Genomic DNA, 17823 nt, shown 5'->3' on the forward strand with positions numbered 1-17823 from the left:
CCGGATCAGGCGCGGGTCCACAGGGCGCTGTCGCCCAGTTTTTCCACGAAAGCTTCATGTGCTGCGCGCTCATCCTCGGTAATTCGGGATGGCAGCGGTATGGCACGTGGTGTCGGTCGCCAATCATCGCTGCCGCCTGCCGCAGAGGATGCAGATGTCGACAGGCCAAAATCGGGCTGTCGTCCTCCGATCAGTTCAAGATAAACCTCTGCCAGGATTTCAGAGTCGAGCAACGCGCCGTGCAGAACACGGTTCGAGTTGTCGATATTGAAGCGGCGGCAAAGCGCGTCCAGTGAGGCCGGAGAGCCGGGAAATCGTTTGCGCGCTATCGCCAGCGTATCCAGCGCCTGTTCCATCAGGATGAGCGGGGCACCCATCCATTTCAGCTCGGCATTCAGGAACTTCATGTCGAAAGATGCATTGTGGATCACCAACTGAGCATCGCCAACGAATTCGCGAAAATCGTGACCAATCTTGGCAAAAACCGGTTTGTCTTTCAGCGTCACTTCACCCTTTTCCGGCGGACGCGGGTTTTCCAACAGGTCCGGGCCGATGCCATGCACACCAAATGCCTCTTCCGGCATCGAGCGTTCAGGGTTGATGTAAACGTGATACGTCTCACCCGTTGCGACGTGGTTCCACAGTTCAACCGCGCCGATTTCCACGATCCGATCACCGCTTTCGGGATCGAATCCAGTGGTTTCTGTATCGAGTACAATTTCACGCATTTGCCATCCCCGCCCGTATCTGCCTGACCACATCCTGCACCTGCGCGCGAGCGTGGTCCAGAGTGTCAGTCACGATCACGTAATCCGACCGCGCGCATTTCTCGTCATTCGGCATCTGTTTCTCACGGATTTGCTCGAACTGCGTCTCAGTCATTGTACCCCGTTCCATGACGCGCCGCTTTTGCTCGCTGGCCGGGATCGAAACACACGCCACCGCGTCCATTGCCGCGTCACCGCCCGTTTCAAACAGAAGCGGAATATCGAACACCAAAATGTCGTTTGTCGCGGCTTCACGAAATGCTGCGCGGTCAGCAGCGACCAGAGGGTGGACGATAGCTTCGATGGTTTTCAGCGCAGCAGGATCAGCGGCAATAATCCGTTTCAACGCATCCCGGTTGACCGCACCTTCCAGAATGGACGACGAAAACGTTCGTTCCATGGGGCCAACGGCCGCGCCACCCTTGGAGTACAGGCGATGCACCGCCGCATCCGCATCCCACAAGGCACAGCCTTCTTCGACGAACATCTGCGCCGTTGTGCTTTTGCCCATGCCGATGGAACCGGTCAGGCCAAGCGCGAAACTCATGCCATCGCCGCCGCACGCGCATCAGCATCAACTTCAGGGCGCACGCCGAACCAGCGTTCGAAACCGGGTACTGCCTGGTGCAACAACATGCCCAGCCCATCGACTGCGGTGCACCCTGCCTGTTCTGCGGTTTGCAACAGGCGGGTTTTCAAAGGCACATAAACCAGATCTGTCACCACGGCACCGGGCTGCAACCCATCGAGCGGAACCCGCAATTCCGGTTGGCCCTGCATTCCCAACGAGGTCGTGTTTACCACGAGCTCTGCGTTTTCGATGACATTTCCGGCCTGAACCCAATCCACCACGCGGATGCGTTGACCGAATTCCTCTTTCAAATGATCCGCACGGGCGCGGGTTCGGTTGGTCAGCAGGATTTCCGGCACACCAGCGTCAGACAGCGCTTGCAGAACGGCGCGAGCGGCCCCGCCGGCCCCGAACACAACAGCCGGCCCGTCCTTTGCATTCCAGTCCGGTGCACCATTGCGAAGATTCTCCATGAACCCGTACCCGTCTGTGTTGTCTGCATGGATTGAGCCATCTTCACGAAACACCAGAGTGTTCGCAGCACCTATCACCGTTGCGCGGTCAGACGCATGATCGGCGATCTTCAAGGCGGCTTCTTTGTGGGGGACAGTGACATTGGCGCCGACGAAACCCGCCTTGGGCAGGGTGCGTAGCACAGCTTCCAGATCGACGGGTGCCACATCCATCGGAATGTAATGACCGGCAAGACCATATGTTTTCAGCCAATGACCATGCAGTTTGGGGGAACGTGAGTGACCAATGGGATGTCCAATAACTCCGGCCAATGGAACCCGATAGTCCGTCATTGATCAATTACCCCTTTGACAGCCAGAAAGTTGAGCAGCTCCAACAGGGGCATACCCAAAACGTTAAAATAGTCGCCGTCAATGGTGGCGAACAGGCGGACACCTTCTTCTTCCAGCTTATAGGCTCCGACAGCATGTCGGATACTGTCCCAGTTTCGCGCAACATAGTCTAACAGATAGGCGTCGGAACTGGCCCGCATCCGCAACCGCACCTGTCCCACATGCCGCCAGATCGGCTCACCATTCTGATAGATCACGGCTGCGGACAAAAGCATGTGCCGCTTGCCTCGCATGGCTTTCAGCTGGTCCAGCGCCTGTTCGGGGGATTCCGGTTTCGACAGCAACTGGCCGTCAAAATCCAGAACCTGATCGCACCCCAGAACCATAGCTCCGGGATTTTTGTCACTGACCTTCCGCGCTTTCATTTCAGCGAGCGTGTCGGCAATATCCCGTGGTGTTGCGTTTTCAGCCAGCAAGGCGCGTTTGGCCGTCTCTTCATCCACGCGCGCGGTTTGTACCACGAACGGTACACCTGCATTTTCAAGCAGCTGCGCGCGAATAGCGGACCCGGAAGCAAGAAGAATGGGGACAGACATGTGGAAAACCCCGTGCGCAAATCATTGAGAGTTCAGGGGTGCTTTGTATGGTTTTCCGGTTGACACGCAACCCCGGGGATTTCGCGACAGAGATCCCCGAGTCGCTCAAATCCCATCCAGTCCGGACAAGGATAAGTCAGTTTCTCTGGAAAACCTCGATATCCCAAATTCTCCTACCAGTTATCCCCAAGTGGAATAAGGAGCGCCGTTATTAACATGTTGATTTTAATCCATAAAAACATAAATCAACAGAATCGACCGAAAAATGCCGTGTTCTGTCCACTTGGGGAAAACACATGTGTAAAAAAGTAATCCACGGATTTTGCTCACTCTACAAAACCATCATCCTTTTTCTTTTCATATTTTTTTATTAGGGAGGGTTCCGAGCAATGCCTGGAGCCAATATGACCGATCTTCTTTTCACGCTGTATCCGTGGGTGAAGTCACTCCATATCATGGCCGTGATCTCGTGGATGGCAGGCCTGTTCTATCTGCCCAGATTGTTTGTCTATCACGTTGAGAAAGCTCAGGCCGTCGATGGCGCACAGGAAATTTTCTTTGAAATGGAAGAAAAGCTGCTGCGTGTGATCATGAGCCCGGCGATGATCGTTGCGTGGGTCTGTGGCTTGTTCATGGTGTTTACGCCGGGCATCGTGGGATGGGATTGGTCCTGGCCCTGGGTCAAGGGCGCTGCCGTGATCGGCATGACATGGTTTCATCACTGGTTGATGGCGCGACGCAAGGATTTCCTGGAAGGGCGAAACAAGCTCACTGGGCGGCAGTTTCGCATGATGAACGAGGTCCCGACCGTTTTGATGGTTGCCATCGTTCTGGCGGTCGTTCTGAAGTTCTGAGGGCCTGTTTGACTCCGCGCAGCGCTGAGCTTATGTAGGGATCAACACGCCCGTCCGGGCGGCGTATCTTCCGTTCTGAAATTCCACTTCGTGCCGCAGTCTCAGCGGCGAAGGTTTGTATAATGACAACTGAATCTCTGAATCTGGCCGATCTCAAGGCCAAAAGCCCAAAAGATCTTCTGGCGATGGCCGAAGAACTGGAAATCGAAAACGCCTCGACCATGCGAAAAGGCGAGATGATGTTCCAGATCCTGCGCGAACGCGCGGATGAGGGCTGGACCGTTGGTGGCGATGGCGTGCTTGAGGTTCTTCAGGACGGCTTCGGTTTCCTGCGCTCGCCCGAGGCGAACTATCTGCCGGGTCCGGATGACATCTATGTTTCGCCTGAAATGATCCGCCTGCACTCGCTGCGGACCGGAGATACGGTTGAAGGTGATATCAAGGCACCTGATGAGAACGAACGTTACTTTGCGCTGACCAAAGTTACCAAGATCAATTTTGAAGAACCGGAAAAAGCCAAGCACAAGATTGCTTTTGACAACCTGACGCCGCTGTATCCGGACGAGCGTTTGAAGATGGAGATCGAGGATCCCACCATCAAGGATAAATCGGCCCGTGTTATTGATCTGGTCTCGCCGATCGGTAAAGGCCAGCGTTCTCTGATCGTGGCACCGCCGAGGACCGGTAAAACGGTGATCCTGCAGAACATCGCGCATTCGATCGAACAGAACCACCCAGAGTGCTATCTGATCGTCCTGCTGATCGACGAACGCCCGGAAGAGGTGACGGACATGCAGCGTTCGGTGAAGGGTGAGGTTGTGTCTTCGACCTTTGATGAACCCGCGACCCGCCACGTGGCCGTGTCGGAAATGGTCATCGAAAAAGCCAAGCGTTTGGTTGAGCATAAACGAGATGTTGTCATTCTTCTCGATTCGATCACAAGACTTGGTAGGGCGTTTAACACCGTGGTGCCATCCTCGGGTAAAGTTCTGACCGGTGGTGTGGATGCGAATGCTCTGCAACGGCCCAAGCGGTTCTTTGGTGCTGCGCGGAATATCGAAGAAGGTGGCTCACTGACCATCATCGCCACCGCGCTGATCGACACCGGCAGTCGGATGGACGAGGTCATCTTCGAAGAATTCAAAGGTACAGGTAACTCGGAAATCGTTCTTGATCGCAAGATTGCGGACAAACGCGTGTTCCCGGCGATCGACATCCTCAAATCCGGCACGCGGAAAGAGGAACTGCTGGTCGACAAAGGCGATCTGGCCAAGACCTTCGTTCTGCGCCGTATCCTCAACCCGATGGGCACGACTGACGCGATCGAGTTCCTGTTGTCCAAGTTGAAGCAGACCAAGACCAACAGTGAGTTCTTCGATTCGATGAACACCTGACACAGGTCTTAAACTCTAGCGAGGCCTTCGAATGGATACGATATTCGCCTTGGCCAGCGCGCAGGGCAAAGCTGGGGTGGCGGTCATCCGCCTCTCAGGTCCAGATTCGCATTCAGCAGCGGCGCGCCTGACTGGTGGTGCGTTGCCAAGGCGTGGCATGGTCCTGCGCACTCTGATGGATCATGGCGGAGCACGTTTGGACGACGGATTGGTCTTGACGTTCCAGGCCCCGGCTAGCTTTACCGGTGAGGAAGTGGCTGAGCTTCAGATTCATGGAAGCACAGCCTCTGTCAACGCAGTGCTGCGCTGCCTGTCTGATACGGAAGGGTTGCGCATCGCTGAACCGGGTGAGTTTACACGCCGGGCACTGGAAAATGGCAAGATGGACCTGACTCAGGTTGAAGGTCTGGCCGATCTAATCGATGCAGAAACGGAAGCACAACGTAAGCAAGCTCAGACCATTTTGGCGGGCGAGCTGGGCACCTTGGCAGAACGGTGGCGCAGGGATTTGATACGGGCTGCGTCCCTGTTGGAAGCTGTCATCGATTTTGCTGATGAAGAAGTTCCTACTGATGTGACGCCGGAAGTGCGCGCCCTGATCCAAGGTGTCTTGTCAGATCTTCACCGTGAGGCAGACGGCGTCAAAATTGCCGAGCGAATACGTACAGGGTTCGAGGTTGCGATCGTCGGCCTTCCAAATGCGGGAAAATCCACTCTTTTAAATGCATTGGCAGGCCGTGAGGCGGCTATTACTTCGGAATACGCCGGAACCACGCGCGATGTGATCGAAGTTCGAATGGATCTGGCTGGTTTACCAGTGACCTTGCTGGATACGGCGGGGCTGCGACAGACTGAAGATCATGTCGAAAACCTGGGCATCGAGCTTGCGCGTAGCAGAGCGGAGGCCGCTGACCTTCGCGTTTTCTTGTCTGAAACACCGGAAATCTTGGGTGTGGAGATGCAAGATGGTGATATTCATGTTCTGCCCAAAGCGGACCTTCGGGGTATAGACGGGCAGGGTGTATCTGGGAAAACAGGCCAGGGAATAGACGCACTTGTAAACCAGATTTCGTGTGTACTGAGTAAGAGAACTACTAGCCATGGTATTGCAACACGGGAACGCCATCGCGTTGCAATCAAAAGTGCATTGGACTCACTCATATCTGCAATCTCGGTTCTGGAATCAGGTCCGGACATGTATGATATCGCTGCAGAGGAGTTGAGAACTGCAATTCGTGCCCTTGAATCTCTGGTGGGCAGAATAGATGTCGAAACTTTGTTGGATGAAATCTTCTCCAGCTTCTGTTTGGGAAAGTAAGGAGTGTTTCACGTGAAACATTCGAAGTTTGATGTCATCATCATTGGCGCAGGCCATGCCGGAACTGAGGCCGCTCATGCATCAGCAAGGATGGGCGCAACAACTGCACTGGTGACGTTGTCTGCAACAGACATCGGCGTTATGTCCTGCAATCCGGCGATTGGAGGTTTGGGAAAGGGCCATCTTGTGCGTGAGATTGACGCCTTGGATGGCGTCATGGGTCGTGTGGCGGATCAGGCGGGCATACAGTTTCGTTTGTTGAACCGTCGAAAAGGGCCCGCCGTACAGGGGCCGAGAACGCAGGAAGATCGCGCCCTGTATCGGCTTGCTATGCAACAGGAAACAGAGAAACAGGATAACCTGTCCGTTGTTGTCGGAGAGGTTGTCGATTTTCTAATGATCGGTGAGAAGGTTGCAGGTGTTGCTCTTTCTGATGGATCAGAACTTTCTGCGCGCGCCGTTATCCTGACCTCCGGTACATTTCTAAGGGGTGTCATTCACATAGGTGACGTGTCTCGTCCCGGTGGGAGAATGGGGGATCGACCTTCCGTCAAACTGGCTGAACGGTTGGAAAGATACAATCTTCCCATGGGACGATTGAAAACCGGGACACCGCCGCGCCTGGATGGTCGGAGCATTGATTGGTCGGATCTTGAAAGGCAGGACGGCGACGATGAGCCAACCCTGTTTTCTTTTATGTCTCAATCCGTTGTCGCGCCCCAGATTTCCTGCGGAATTACACACACAAATGCGCGAACACATGAGATCATCGCTGCGAATCTTTCGAAATCCGCGATGTATGGCGGTCGCATTGATGGAGTAGGCCCGCGCTATTGTCCATCGATTGAAGACAAGATCGTACGATTCGCGGATAAGGAATCGCATCAAATCTTCCTTGAGCCCGAAGGGGTCAATGATCACACGATCTATCCGAACGGTATCTCGACGTCATTGCCGCAAGACGTTCAACTGGACTATGTGCGATCGATTAAGGGATTGGAGAATGCAGATATTCTGCAACCAGGATATGCAATCGAATACGACTATGTTGATCCGCGCGTCCTGAGCGCTTCTTTATCCTTGCCAACTGTTCCCGGACTATATCTAGCGGGCCAGATAAATGGGACCACAGGATATGAGGAAGCCGCAGCTCAGGGCATGGTGGCCGGCCTCAATGCGGCGTTGGAGACCCAAGGGCGAGAACCCATCCATTTTACGCGATCCGACAGTTATATTGGCGTAATGATCGATGATTTGACAACTCGAGGAGTTGCCGAACCCTACCGCATGTTCACGTCGCGTGCGGAATTCCGGCTATCTCTGCGCGCCGACAATGCTGATCAACGGCTGACACCGCTTGGTTTGGAATTGGGGTGCGTCGGACAAGAGCGCAAAGTTCAGTTCGAAGATAAAATGCACCAACTTGAAAGCGTGAAGTCAAAGCTGACGGAACGGACTTATACACCCAAGGAAGTTCTCGCCGCCGGTATAAACGTTAATCAGGATGGAAACCGTAGGAATGGGATGGCAATTCTCGCATTCCCCGACACCTCGTTTGAAGATTTGCTGCCTCTTGTTCCTGATTTGCAGGATGTTGACTTAAAAATCAGGCTCCAGATCGAGCGGGACGCCTTGTATGCCAACTACATTGCCAGGCAAAAGCGGGACGTTGAAGCAATGAAGCGGGATGAATCCTATGTCATCCCGCATGAGTTCGACTATTTTGCTTTGGACGGCCTGTCTTCGGAGATGAAACAGAAGCTGTCGCAAGCAAAGCCTGCAAATATCGCTCAGGCAAGCCGTGTCGAGGGGGTCACGCCGGCAGCGCTGACGCTCGTTCTGGCAAAACTGCGCCGGGATCAAAGAGCTCGCCAAGCATGATGGTTGACTATTCGAAGTTTGAAGACCTGAATGTTTCACGTGAAACATTCGAACGCCTCACGACTTATGTTGAACTGGTGAAACATTGGAACCCAAGGATCAACCTCGTGTCGCGGAACAGCCTGGAGCATATCTGGGACCGGCATATTCTGGATTCCGTGCAAGTCTATCGGTGCGCTGACAGTTTTGACACCTGGGCGGATCTGGGAAGTGGAGGCGGGTTCCCGGGTATGGTTTGTGCTATCCTCGCCGCGGAAGAAAATCCAAGCGCCTCATTTAATATGATAGAAAGTGATCAGCGAAAATCAGCTTTCTTGCGCAACGTTGCCCGGGAATGCGGAATAAGATGCGCAGTGACTTCAAAAAGGATTGAGATGGTTGATCCTTTGGCGGTAAACATCATTTCAGCGCGTGCATTGGCTGACTTGCGTACATTATTATCCTTTTGTGACAGACATTTACACACCAACGGGACAGCATTGTTGCCCAAAGGCGCAAATTGGAAAAAAGAGATGGAAGACGCACGTGAGGAATGGAAATTCGAGGCAGAGGCGATTACAAGTTTAACTGAACCTCAAGCCGTTATCCTTAAGATATATGGAGTATCACGTGGGTGATTTATCTCGACCTTCAGGGCCTCGGATAGTTGCTGTTGCCAATCAGAAGGGTGGGGTCGGGAAAACAACCACAGCTATCAATCTTGCTGCTGGATTGGCCGAGGCCGGTTGCAGAGTTCTGGTGATTGATCTCGATCCACAAGGGAACGCTTCAACTGGTTTGGGTGTTGAAGATCGGGACTGGACAACTTATGACCTGATCCTCGACGAGGCGCCACTAGAGGCAGTGGTTCAGGAGACTGAAATTGAAGGCCTTTTCGTAGTCCCGGCCACCGTCGATTTGAGTTCCGCCGATATTGAACTGATCTCAAACGAAAAACGCAGTTACCTTTTACATGATGCGCTGCGGCAGACAGCCATAGATGCATTTGAGTTTGATTTTGTTCTAATCGATTGCCCACCGTCCCTAAACTTGCTGACTGTAAATGCAATGGTTGCTGCACACTCGGTACTTGTGCCGTTGCAGAGTGAGTTCTTTGCCCTTGAAGGACTGTCGCAATTGATGCTGACGATTCGAGAGGTTCGCCAAACGGCGAATCCAGATCTGAGAATCGAAGGTGTTGTGTTGACCATGTATGATAACCGCAACAACTTGTCCCGCCAGGTCGAAAAGGACGCACGTGACAATCTGGGTGAGATGGTTTTTAAAACCAAGATACCCAGAAATGTGCGGGTCAGCGAAGCGCCGTCATATGCGTTGCCGGTCTTGCAATATGACTCGGGATCGCTTGGAGCAATGGCGTATCGACATCTTGCTCGCGAGATCATGCACAAGAACAACAAAACCGCAGCCTGAGCGGGAATGAGGAGGGCGACATGAGCGCCAAGAAAGCAAAATCCAGAGGGTTGGGGCGGGGCCTGTCTGCCCTTATGGCAGATGTAAATCCTGAAGCAGAAGGTCGGGCCTCAGTGGATGCGCGCAGGCCTGATCTGAAAGTCCCGATTGAAAAGCTGAAAGCCAACCCAAACCAGCCGCGCCGCACATTCATTCCTGAGCAGCTAGACGAGCTGGCGGCATCGGTAAAGGAAAAAGGCATCATTCAGCCCCTGATCGTTCGAGCGACAGGTTCAGGAGAATATGAGATTGTCGCAGGCGAACGTCGTTGGCGCGCGGCGCAGATGGCGCAGCTGCACGATGTTCCGGTCATTGTGCGTGAATTCGATGACACGGAAGTGTTGGAAGTAGCGATTATCGAAAACATTCAACGTGCAGATCTGAACGCGGTGGAAGAGGCCGCTGGCTATAAGCAGTTGATGGATCGATTTGGGCACACGCAGGAAAAGCTCGCTGAGGCCCTGGGCAAGAGCCGCAGCCACATTGCGAACCTTTTGCGGCTTCTGTCCTTGCCGATGGATTTGCAAGCCCTTGTTATTGAAGGAAAATTATCTGCGGGGCACGCCAGGGCGCTGATTACGGCCGAAAATCCGTCGGAACTCGCGAAACAGATCGTCAAGGATGGCTTATCGGTGCGCGCAACCGAGGCTTTGGTCAAAAAACAGCAGCAAGGCGGCGTTGAACGATCTGCACCTCGCGCCCGAAATCTGGATGCTGGAAAGGATGCAGACACACGTGCGTTGGAAAAGGACCTGTCCGCGATCCTGGCGATGAAAGTGTCGATCAATCACAAGGCCGGAACGGAAACAGGACAAGTCGTTCTGACCTACGAGAACCTGGATCAGCTGGACGATTTGTGCGCTAAGCTCAGCCGTTAGGCCGTGACCAGATAAAGATCATGACGCCGCCCAGCACAACGGCCTGAATGATCAACACAAAAGGCGGTGCGGACAGCATAACAGAGATTCCGAAAACGGCGGCGATCGAGACGGTTGCCGCCCTTTTTGCGACCGGTCGAATGGCACCGGAACTTTGCCAATCAAGAATCAATGGCCCAAAAAGCTGATGACTCACAAGCCAATTGTGCAGCCGCGAGGATGAGCGGGCGAAGAAAAACGCGGCAAGCAGAAGAAATGGCACTGTTGGAAGAAGGGGTAGAACAACCCCAACAACCGCCATCGCAACGCAAAGCAATCCCAGTCCGGCCCAAAGATACTGCATACTCAGTCCAACAGCTCCCGGATGACTGCGTTCAATACGGCGCGCCCGTCTGATGTGGCTATCAGGCGTCCGTTCCTGCGCTGAACCATGTTGATGTCAGTCAAATGATCCATGATTTCGGAGGGAAGAGAGCGACCAGAAAGGGCTTGCCACCTGTCTATATCTAGGCCTTCAGTAACCCGCATACCCATCATAAGGTGTTCATTCGCCTGATCTTCAAGTGACAATACGCTGCGGTCCTTTTCTCCGTTACCTTTTTTGGCGGTATCAAGCCAGCGCTGGGGGTTCAGATAGGTTTCGGTCGCGTATTTCTGACCATTCAGGGTAATCCTCCCATGGGCGCCGGGCCCAATGCCGACATAGTCGCCATACCGCCAGTAAATAAGGTTGTGCTGCGATTCCGCGCCGGGGCGGGCGTGGTTGGAAACTTCGTAGGCCGGCAAGCCATGTGCCTCGCATATTTCCTGTGTCGCCAGATACATATCAGCGGCACTGTCATCTTCTGGCAGGCCGCGTAATCTACCCACCGCATACCGATCCCCAAAGGCCGTCCCGTCTTCGATCGTCAATTGATATAGTGACAGGTGGTCTATAGCCATCGACAGCGCTTCGGTCAGTTCTGTACGCCAGGCTTCCAGCGTTTGGTGTTGGCGCGCATAGATCAGGTCAAAGCTGACACGCTCAAAGCAATTTCGGGCTGTATCAAAGGCGGCCCGGGCCTCGGCCACCGTATGGATCCGCCCCAGCCGCCTCAGATCTTCATCATTCAGGGCCTGAATGCCCATCGATATCCGATTAACCCCAGCATCGCGGTAAGCCGAAAACCGACCGGCTTCAACCGAGCCGGGATTGGCTTCGAGCGTGATTTCCATGTCATTGGCCGGGTGCCAGAGCGCACGCGCCCCATCGATCACAGCTGCAACGGTTTCCGGGTCCATCAGAGAAGGCGTGCCGCCACCAAAAAAGATCGTGTTCAGCACCCGATCCGGCGTTTCAGAGGCGGAACGGCGAAGTTCGCTCAGATAGGCATCAACCCATTGTTTTTGATCAATATTTCTGGAAACATGGCTGTTGAAATCGCAATAGGGGCACTTGGCCTCGCAAAAGGGCCAGTGCACATACAGGCCAAAGCCCCCGTTGCGCCAATCATCCGCCAAAGCAGCCTTTCACGAACATCGCCACCGCGCGGCCGCGATGGCTGATCTTGTTCTTTTCCCAGCGATCCATTTCAGCAAAGGTAATGTCGTACCCGTCGGGGACAAACATTGGGTCATAGCCAAACCCACCTTCGCCGCGGATCGGCCAGACCAGATGACCGGGTGCAACGCCTTCGAACACTTCGTCGTGCCCGTCGGGCCAGGCCAGAACCAGTGTACTGCGGAATTGAGCGGTGCGGGGGTGAGGTGCGTTTTTCGCTTCGAGCTCATCATGGGCGCGGGTCATGGCCATCAGAAAATCACGGCCATTGTCGGTTTCGGCCCAATCGGCGGTGTAAACACCAGGTGCGCCGTTCAGCGCATCGATAGTGATCCCGGAATCGTCCGACAGAGCAGGCAGGCCGGTGGCTTTGGCGGCCGCATGGGCCTTGATCCGCGCATTACCGACAAAGGTGTCCTCGGTCTCTTCGGGTTCCGGCAGGTTCAGTTCGCCGGCACCAACAACTGTCACGCCGAAGGGCTCAAGAAGATGCGCCATCTCCTCGAGCTTACCCTTGTTATGGGTGGCGACCAGTAACCTGTCCCCGTCGAATTTGCGGGTCATGCGGTGGCGGCTTTCTGCGCGGCAGCCAGTTCAGAGACGCCTTTTTCCGCCAGATCCATCAGTTGATCCATTTGCGCACGGCTGAAAACAGAGCCTTCAGCGGACATCTGTACTTCGATCAGTTTGCCGGATCCGGTCATGATGAAGTTACCATCTACGCCCGCTTCGCTGTCTTCGGGGTAATCAAGGTCCAGTACCGGCTGACCCGCATAGATGCCGCAAGACACGGCAGCGACTGGATCAACCAGCGGGTCCGAGATCACATCGCCGGTTTTCATCAGCTTGTTCACAGCCAGCCGCAGCGCGACCCAGCCGCCAGTGATCGAGGCGCAGCGGGTGCCACCATCAGCCTGGATCACGTCGCAGTCTACGGTGATCTGACGCTCTCCCAGAGCAACCCGGTCGACACCGGCGCGCAGGGCGCGGCCGATCAGGCGCTGGATTTCGACCGTACGGCCCCCCTGTTTGCCCGAAGCCGCCTCGCGCCGCATTCGTGTATTGGTGGCGCGGGGCAGCATTCCGTATTCGGCTGTGACCCACCCAAGGCCCGATCCCTTGATAAACGGCGGCACGCGATCTTCGATCGTTGCCGTGCACAAAACGTGTGTGTCGCCCATTTTGATCAGGCAGGAACCTTCGGCATGTTTTGTGAACCCCGTCTCGATTGAAACGGCGCGCATTTCGCTTAAATCTCTTCCAGAGGGTCGCATCGGAATTCCTTTGTTTGCTGGGTTGGGGATAACGCCCCGCAGCGTTACGATGCAACCCCGATTGACCTTTCATTTGCCTGCTATTTAATGACAAGCGAGCAGGGGAACACGCATGAGCGAAGCGAGCAAGATTCTGGACGAGATGAACGACCGGTCACGTGAAGTGTTCCGGCTGATTGTCGAGAGCTATCTGGAAAGCGGAGAGCCCGTTGGCAGTCGTACTTTGGCACGTACGTTGTCCGAAAAAGTCAGCGCCGCAACTGTCCGAAATGTGATGCAGGATCTGGAGTTTCTGGGCCTTTTGGACAGCCCCCATGTCAGCGCTGGTCGAATCCCGACGCAGCAAGGTCTGCGAATGTTTGTGGACGGATTGCTTGAAGTCGGAGACCTGGGCGCCGATGACAGGCAGAAACTGGAACAGACACTAGGCTCTAACACGGGTGATGTTGGCGGAATGCTGGACCGTGTCGGTTCTGCCTTGTCACACGTGACACAAGGGGCCTCACTGGTTTTGACGCCCAAGCATGAATCAGAAATCAAACATATCGAGTTTGTTTCTCTGGGCCATGATCGGGCTTTGGTGGTTCTGGTTTTCTCGGACGGTCATGTGGAAAACCGTTTGTTCACACCGCCACCGGGGCAAACACCCAGTTCAATGCGTGAGGCCGCGAACTTCCTGAACGCGCTCATCGAGGGGCGGACACTCAGCGAAGTGCGGCGGCAGATGCAGACGCAGATCGACGCGCGTAAGCAGGAAATCGACATTTTGGCGCGTGAGATGGTTGAAGGCGGGATGGCCGTTTGGGACGGAGACGGAAGCGACTCGGCGCGTTTGATCGTGCGCGGGCGCGCGAATCTTCTCAACGAACCCGGTCAGGCCGAGGAACTTGACCGCATTCGCACCCTGTTTGACGATCTGGAACGCAAGCGAGACATCGCCGAATTCCTTGAATTGACTGAAGACGGTGAGGGTGTGCGCATTTTTATCGGCTCTGAGAACAAACTTTTCTCACTTTCGGGTTCCTCTTTGGTGGTGTCTCCTTATATGAACGCTGATCGAAAGATAATCGGTGCGGTCGGGGTCATCGGGCCCACACGCCTGAATTATGGGCGGATCGTACCGATCGTGGATTATACGGCGCAACTGGTCGGCAAGCTGATATCCGACCGGAGCTAGAGGGTAAGAGATGGCAGAGCCCAAGAACGAAGATTTTCTGGACGATATCGCAACCGCCGAGGCGGAAGAACTGGCCGAAGAGCTGATGGACTTCAGCGAAGAGGAACTGGAGCTGGACGCGCTGCGAGCCGAACGGGACGACTACAAAGACAAGTTCATGCGGGCATTGGCGGATGCCGAAAACATGCGCAAGCGGAGTGACAAGGCACGCCGCGATGCTGAACAGTATGGCGGGTCCAAGCTGGCCCGCGATATGCTGCCCGTATACGACAACATGAAACGCGCCCTTGAAGCCGCGACGGATGAGCAGAAAGAAGTCGCTGCTGGTTTGCTGGAAGGTGTCGAACTGACCATGCGTGCATTGAAGGACGTGTTCCACAAGCATGGTATCGAAGTGATCACGCCCGAAGTGGGCGACCGGTTTGATCCGAACGTGCACGAGGCCATGTTCGAGGCACCGGTTCCCGGAACCAAGGCAGGAGACATCATTCAGGTGTCCGCAGAAGGATTTATGTTGCACGATCGCCTGCTGCGTCCGGCGCAGGTGGGCGTTTCTTCCATGCCTGCAAGCTGATCGGCTTCGAAAAAGCCAAGCCTTCGGCGCAAGAGCTTTTGAAGGTGCAGGGGCGGTCAGAATCTGGCCGCCTCTTTCAATTTGTAGATCAGGTCAAGTGCCTCTCGTGGCGTAAGCTCGTCCGGCAGGATGTCGTTCAGCATATCGTTGACCGCAGATGCCTTGGGTGCGGGCGGCGGTGGTGGTGGTGCAGCAGAAAACAGTGGCAGATCGTCGATCAGCGCCTTTTGCTTTCCACCTTCGCGCTCTGTTTTCTCCAGTTGGTTCAGCACAATGCGGGCGCGTTCCACCACGGATGCGGGGAGCCCGGCCAGTTGCGCAACCTGCACGCCGTATGACCGGTCGGCAGCACCCTTGTGGACTTCGTGCAGGAAGATCACTTCGCCTTCCCATTCCTTCACCGCGACCGTGGCATTCTCGACACCTTCCAGCGTCCCGGCCAGCGCTGTGAGCTCGTGATAATGCGTGGCAAACAAGGCACGACATTTGTTGGCTGCGTGCAGATGCTCCAGAGTCGCCCAGGCAATGGAGAGCCCGTCATAGGTTGCCGTTCCACGCCCGATTTCATCGAGGATCACAAGCGCCCGTTCGTCGGCCTGGTTTAGAATCGCGGCGGTTTCCACCATCTCGACCATGAAAGTCGAGCGGCCCCGCGCCAGATCGTCAGAGGCTCCCACGCGGCTGAACAACTGGCTGACCACACCGATATGGGCCTGCTCGGCCGGGACGAAGCTGCCCATTTGGGCCAGCAGGGCGATCAACGCGCTCTGACGCAGGAAAGTCGATTTACCGGCCATGTTTGGGCCTGTCAGCAACCAGATGGCTGCACCGTCATCGGCACTAAGATCGCAGTCATTGGCGACGAAGGCATCGCCGCTTTGTTGGCGCAGTGCGTGTTCGACAACCGGATGCCGACCGCCCTGTATGTTGAACGCGCGGGACGCGTCCACCTGTGGTCTGCACCAGTTTTCCCCGCGCGCCAGATCGGCGAGGGCAGTGGTCAGGTCCAGTTCAGCCAACCCGCGGGCAGCTTGATTCAGTCGTGCTGCGAGGGACAAAATCTCGTCAGATAGCCTTTGATAGAGCCGTTTTTCGATCTCAAGAGCCAGATTCCCGGCATTCAGGATACGGGTTTCGATCTCGCTGAGTTCAACAGTGGTGAACCGCACTTGGTTGGCGGTGGTCTGGCGGTGGATATAGGTCTCGCTGAAGGGCGGGTTCAGCATCTTTTCGGCATGGGTCGCTGTCGTCTCGATGAAATATCCCAGCACGTTGTTGTGTTTGATCTTCAACGACGTGATGCCGGTATGCTCGGAATATTTTTTCTGGAATCCAGCGATAACGGACCGACCCTCGTCCCGCAGGGTGCGGGCCTCGTCCAGTTCGGCGTCAAAGCTCGGAGCGATGAAACCACCATCACGTGCAAGAAGCGGTGGTTCGGCGACCAGGGCTTCATCCAGTAAATTCAACAGGTCGTCGAAGCCAACAAGGTTTTGAAGCGCGGTTGATAGCAGAATCGGCACATCCTGATCTGCGCAAATCTGGGCAATGGCTGCCGATTGAGTCAGGCCGTTTCGGACGGCTGCAAGATCCCGAGGCCCGCCGCGCTCCAGCGACAAGCGGGACAGGGCGCGGTCCAGATCTGGCGTCTTCCGCAAAGCTTCACGCAGGTCTGACGCGATAAGACTATCTTCGGCCGCAAAGCTCACCGCGTCCAGTCGGGCGTGAATGATTTCCAGATTGCGTGAGGGGCTGGACAGACGTTGCTCAAGCAAACGGGCACCGCCCGGGGTCACGGTTCGGTCGACTACCGAAAGCAGTGAACCGGCACGTCCGCCAGACAAGGACCGGGTCAGCTCCAGATTGCGGCGCGTTGCAGCGTCGATCTGTACAACGCGGTCTTCGGATTCCTTCAGTGGCGTTTGCAACAGGGGCAGTTTGCCCTTCTGTGTAATCTCCAGATAGTCGATCAGCGCACCCATCGCGGACACTTCGGCGCGTCCAAAGCTTCCGAATGCATCCAGCGCACCCACGTGAAATAAACCGCAGATGCGTTTTTCAGCCGCCGTGCTGTCAAAACTGGCGCGCCCGACAGGGGTGATGGAAATACCCAAGTCACGAACCGGCTCATTCAGTTTGTCTTGCACGCCATCGGCGACGATCAGTTCCGACGGTGCCAGTCGTGCGAGTTCGGGGCTGAGGCGCACCGGTGTCAAAGGCATCACGTGAAACGCCCCGGTCGAGATGTCGGCCCAGGCCAGCGCGGCCTCATCCCGGACTTCGGCATAGGCAGCCAGAAAGTTGTGGCGACGGGCCTCAAGCAGGGCATCTTCGGTCAGTGTTCCGGGCGTCACCAAGCGTACAACATCACGCTTTACGACTGATTTAGAGCCTCTTTTCTTGGCTTCAGCCGGGCTTTCCATCTGCTCGCAGACAGCCACGCGAAAGCCTTTTCGGATCAGTGTCAGCAAATATCCTTCTGCCGAATGCACCGGTACACCGCACATCGGAATGTCTTCGCCATTGTGTTTGCCGCGTTTTGTCAGGGCGATGTCCAACGCCTCGGCTGCGTTGACGGCGTCCTCAAAAAACATCTCATAGAAATCGCCCATGCGATAAAACAGCAGAGCGTCGGCATGAGCCTCTTTGATTTCGAGGTATTGCGCCATCATCGGCGTGACTGTGGACAAAGCGGCCCCCTTCTGGCGTATTCCGGGCGCGACCTTACAAACCCGGTCCCT

18 protein-coding genes are annotated in these 17823 nt (G+C 55.4%); 9 read left to right on the plus strand and 9 right to left on the minus strand.

The window, feature by feature from the left end:
- Window positions 1–5: 5 nt before the first annotated feature.
- The 4 genes from dnaQ to D1823_RS14740 are packed head-to-tail and all read right to left on the minus strand — an operon-like array spanning window position 6 to window position 2740.
- Entirely contained in the window at window positions 6–728 is a 723-nt protein-coding gene (dnaQ, locus tag D1823_RS14725) for a DNA polymerase III subunit epsilon (RefSeq protein ID WP_117871252.1), read from the minus strand.
- Window positions 721–1314: a dephospho-CoA kinase gene (coaE, locus tag D1823_RS14730; protein WP_117871254.1), complete on the minus strand. Its 594-nt coding sequence runs from the start codon at window positions 1312–1314 to the stop codon at window positions 721–723. Before coaE ends, dnaQ begins: the two co-directional genes overlap by 8 nt.
- The gene (locus D1823_RS14735) at window positions 1311–2144 is read right to left on the minus strand and encodes a shikimate dehydrogenase (protein WP_117871256.1); all 834 of its coding nucleotides are present in this window, start codon (window positions 2142–2144) and stop codon (window positions 1311–1313) included. The genes coaE and D1823_RS14735 overlap by 4 nt, the downstream gene beginning before the upstream one ends.
- Window positions 2141–2740: a nucleoside triphosphate pyrophosphatase gene (locus tag D1823_RS14740; RefSeq protein WP_117871258.1), complete on the minus strand. Its 600-nt coding sequence runs from the start codon at window positions 2738–2740 to the stop codon at window positions 2141–2143. Before D1823_RS14740 ends, D1823_RS14735 begins: the two co-directional genes overlap by 4 nt.
- A gap of 404 nt (window positions 2741–3144) precedes the next feature.
- Here D1823_RS14740 and D1823_RS14745 point away from each other — a divergent pair, with 404 nt between their 5' ends.
- The 7 genes from D1823_RS14745 to D1823_RS14775 all read left to right on the plus strand — a co-directional run bounded on the left by D1823_RS14745 (window position 3145) and on the right by D1823_RS14775 (window position 10517).
- The gene (locus D1823_RS14745; protein WP_117872918.1) at window positions 3145–3594 is read left to right on the plus strand and encodes a CopD family protein; all 450 of its coding nucleotides are present in this window, start codon (window positions 3145–3147) and stop codon (window positions 3592–3594) included.
- A 122-nt stretch (window positions 3595–3716) separates the two neighbouring features.
- Window positions 3717–4988, plus strand: coding sequence for a transcription termination factor Rho (rho, locus tag D1823_RS14750; RefSeq protein ID WP_117871260.1), 1272 nt, complete (start codon window positions 3717–3719; stop codon window positions 4986–4988).
- Between the two features lie 31 nt (window positions 4989–5019).
- A complete protein-coding gene (gene mnmE / locus D1823_RS14755; protein WP_117871263.1) occupies window positions 5020–6306 on the plus strand; it encodes a tRNA uridine-5-carboxymethylaminomethyl(34) synthesis GTPase MnmE in 1287 nt (428 codons plus the stop codon).
- A 12-nt stretch (window positions 6307–6318) separates the two neighbouring features.
- On the plus strand, window positions 6319–8187 hold the full coding sequence (gene mnmG, locus D1823_RS14760; protein ID WP_117872919.1) for a tRNA uridine-5-carboxymethylaminomethyl(34) synthesis enzyme MnmG: 1869 nt from the start codon (window positions 6319–6321) through the stop codon (window positions 8185–8187).
- A complete protein-coding gene (gene rsmG / locus D1823_RS14765; RefSeq protein ID WP_371415313.1) occupies window positions 8187–8804 on the plus strand; it encodes a 16S rRNA (guanine(527)-N(7))-methyltransferase RsmG in 618 nt (205 codons plus the stop codon). Before mnmG ends, rsmG begins: the two co-directional genes overlap by 1 nt.
- Window positions 8797–9600 (plus strand): ParA family protein, encoded by an 804-nt coding sequence (locus D1823_RS14770; protein ID WP_117872920.1) that lies wholly within the window; start codon window positions 8797–8799, stop codon window positions 9598–9600. Before rsmG ends, D1823_RS14770 begins: the two co-directional genes overlap by 8 nt.
- A gap of 20 nt (window positions 9601–9620) precedes the next feature.
- The gene (locus tag D1823_RS14775) at window positions 9621–10517 is read left to right on the plus strand and encodes a ParB/RepB/Spo0J family partition protein (RefSeq protein ID WP_117871267.1); all 897 of its coding nucleotides are present in this window, start codon (window positions 9621–9623) and stop codon (window positions 10515–10517) included.
- On the opposite strand, the gene D1823_RS14780 is transcribed toward D1823_RS14775, so the two are convergent.
- The 4 genes from D1823_RS14780 to rph are packed head-to-tail and all read right to left on the minus strand — an operon-like array spanning window position 10507 to window position 13331.
- Window positions 10507–10860 carry a YbaN family protein gene (locus tag D1823_RS14780; protein ID WP_117871270.1) on the minus strand — a complete coding sequence of 118 codons (354 nt, stop codon included), beginning with the start codon at window positions 10858–10860 and terminating at the stop codon, window positions 10507–10509. The two genes, D1823_RS14775 and D1823_RS14780, sit on opposite strands and share 11 nt — an antisense overlap.
- Before the next feature lie 2 nt (window positions 10861–10862).
- On the minus strand, window positions 10863–12017 hold the full coding sequence (hemW, locus tag D1823_RS14785; protein WP_117871272.1) for a radical SAM family heme chaperone HemW: 1155 nt from the start codon (window positions 12015–12017) through the stop codon (window positions 10863–10865).
- Window positions 12007–12621 (minus strand): RdgB/HAM1 family non-canonical purine NTP pyrophosphatase, encoded by a 615-nt coding sequence (rdgB, locus tag D1823_RS14790; protein WP_117871274.1) that lies wholly within the window; start codon window positions 12619–12621, stop codon window positions 12007–12009. Before rdgB ends, hemW begins: the two co-directional genes overlap by 11 nt.
- Window positions 12618–13331 carry a ribonuclease PH gene (gene rph, locus D1823_RS14795; RefSeq protein WP_117871276.1) on the minus strand — a complete coding sequence of 238 codons (714 nt, stop codon included), beginning with the start codon at window positions 13329–13331 and terminating at the stop codon, window positions 12618–12620. The genes rdgB and rph overlap by 4 nt, the downstream gene beginning before the upstream one ends.
- 112 nt (window positions 13332–13443) lie before the next feature.
- Between rph and hrcA the strand changes: the two genes are divergently transcribed.
- The gene (gene hrcA, locus D1823_RS14800) at window positions 13444–14508 is read left to right on the plus strand and encodes a heat-inducible transcriptional repressor HrcA (protein ID WP_117871278.1); all 1065 of its coding nucleotides are present in this window, start codon (window positions 13444–13446) and stop codon (window positions 14506–14508) included.
- 10 nt (window positions 14509–14518) lie between these two features.
- Complete coding sequence (locus tag D1823_RS14805; protein ID WP_117871280.1) at window positions 14519–15082, plus strand: nucleotide exchange factor GrpE; 564 nt, start codon at window positions 14519–14521, stop codon at window positions 15080–15082.
- A 56-nt stretch (window positions 15083–15138) separates the two neighbouring features.
- Here D1823_RS14805 and mutS read toward each other — a convergent pair whose 3' ends face one another.
- Window positions 15139–17754: a DNA mismatch repair protein MutS gene (gene mutS / locus D1823_RS14810; RefSeq protein WP_117871283.1), complete on the minus strand. Its 2616-nt coding sequence runs from the start codon at window positions 17752–17754 to the stop codon at window positions 15139–15141.
- Window positions 17755–17823: the final 69 nt, after the last annotated feature.

The organism is Ruegeria sp. AD91A (assembly GCF_003443535.1).
Taxonomy (GTDB): Bacteria; Pseudomonadota; Alphaproteobacteria; order Rhodobacterales; family Rhodobacteraceae; genus Ruegeria.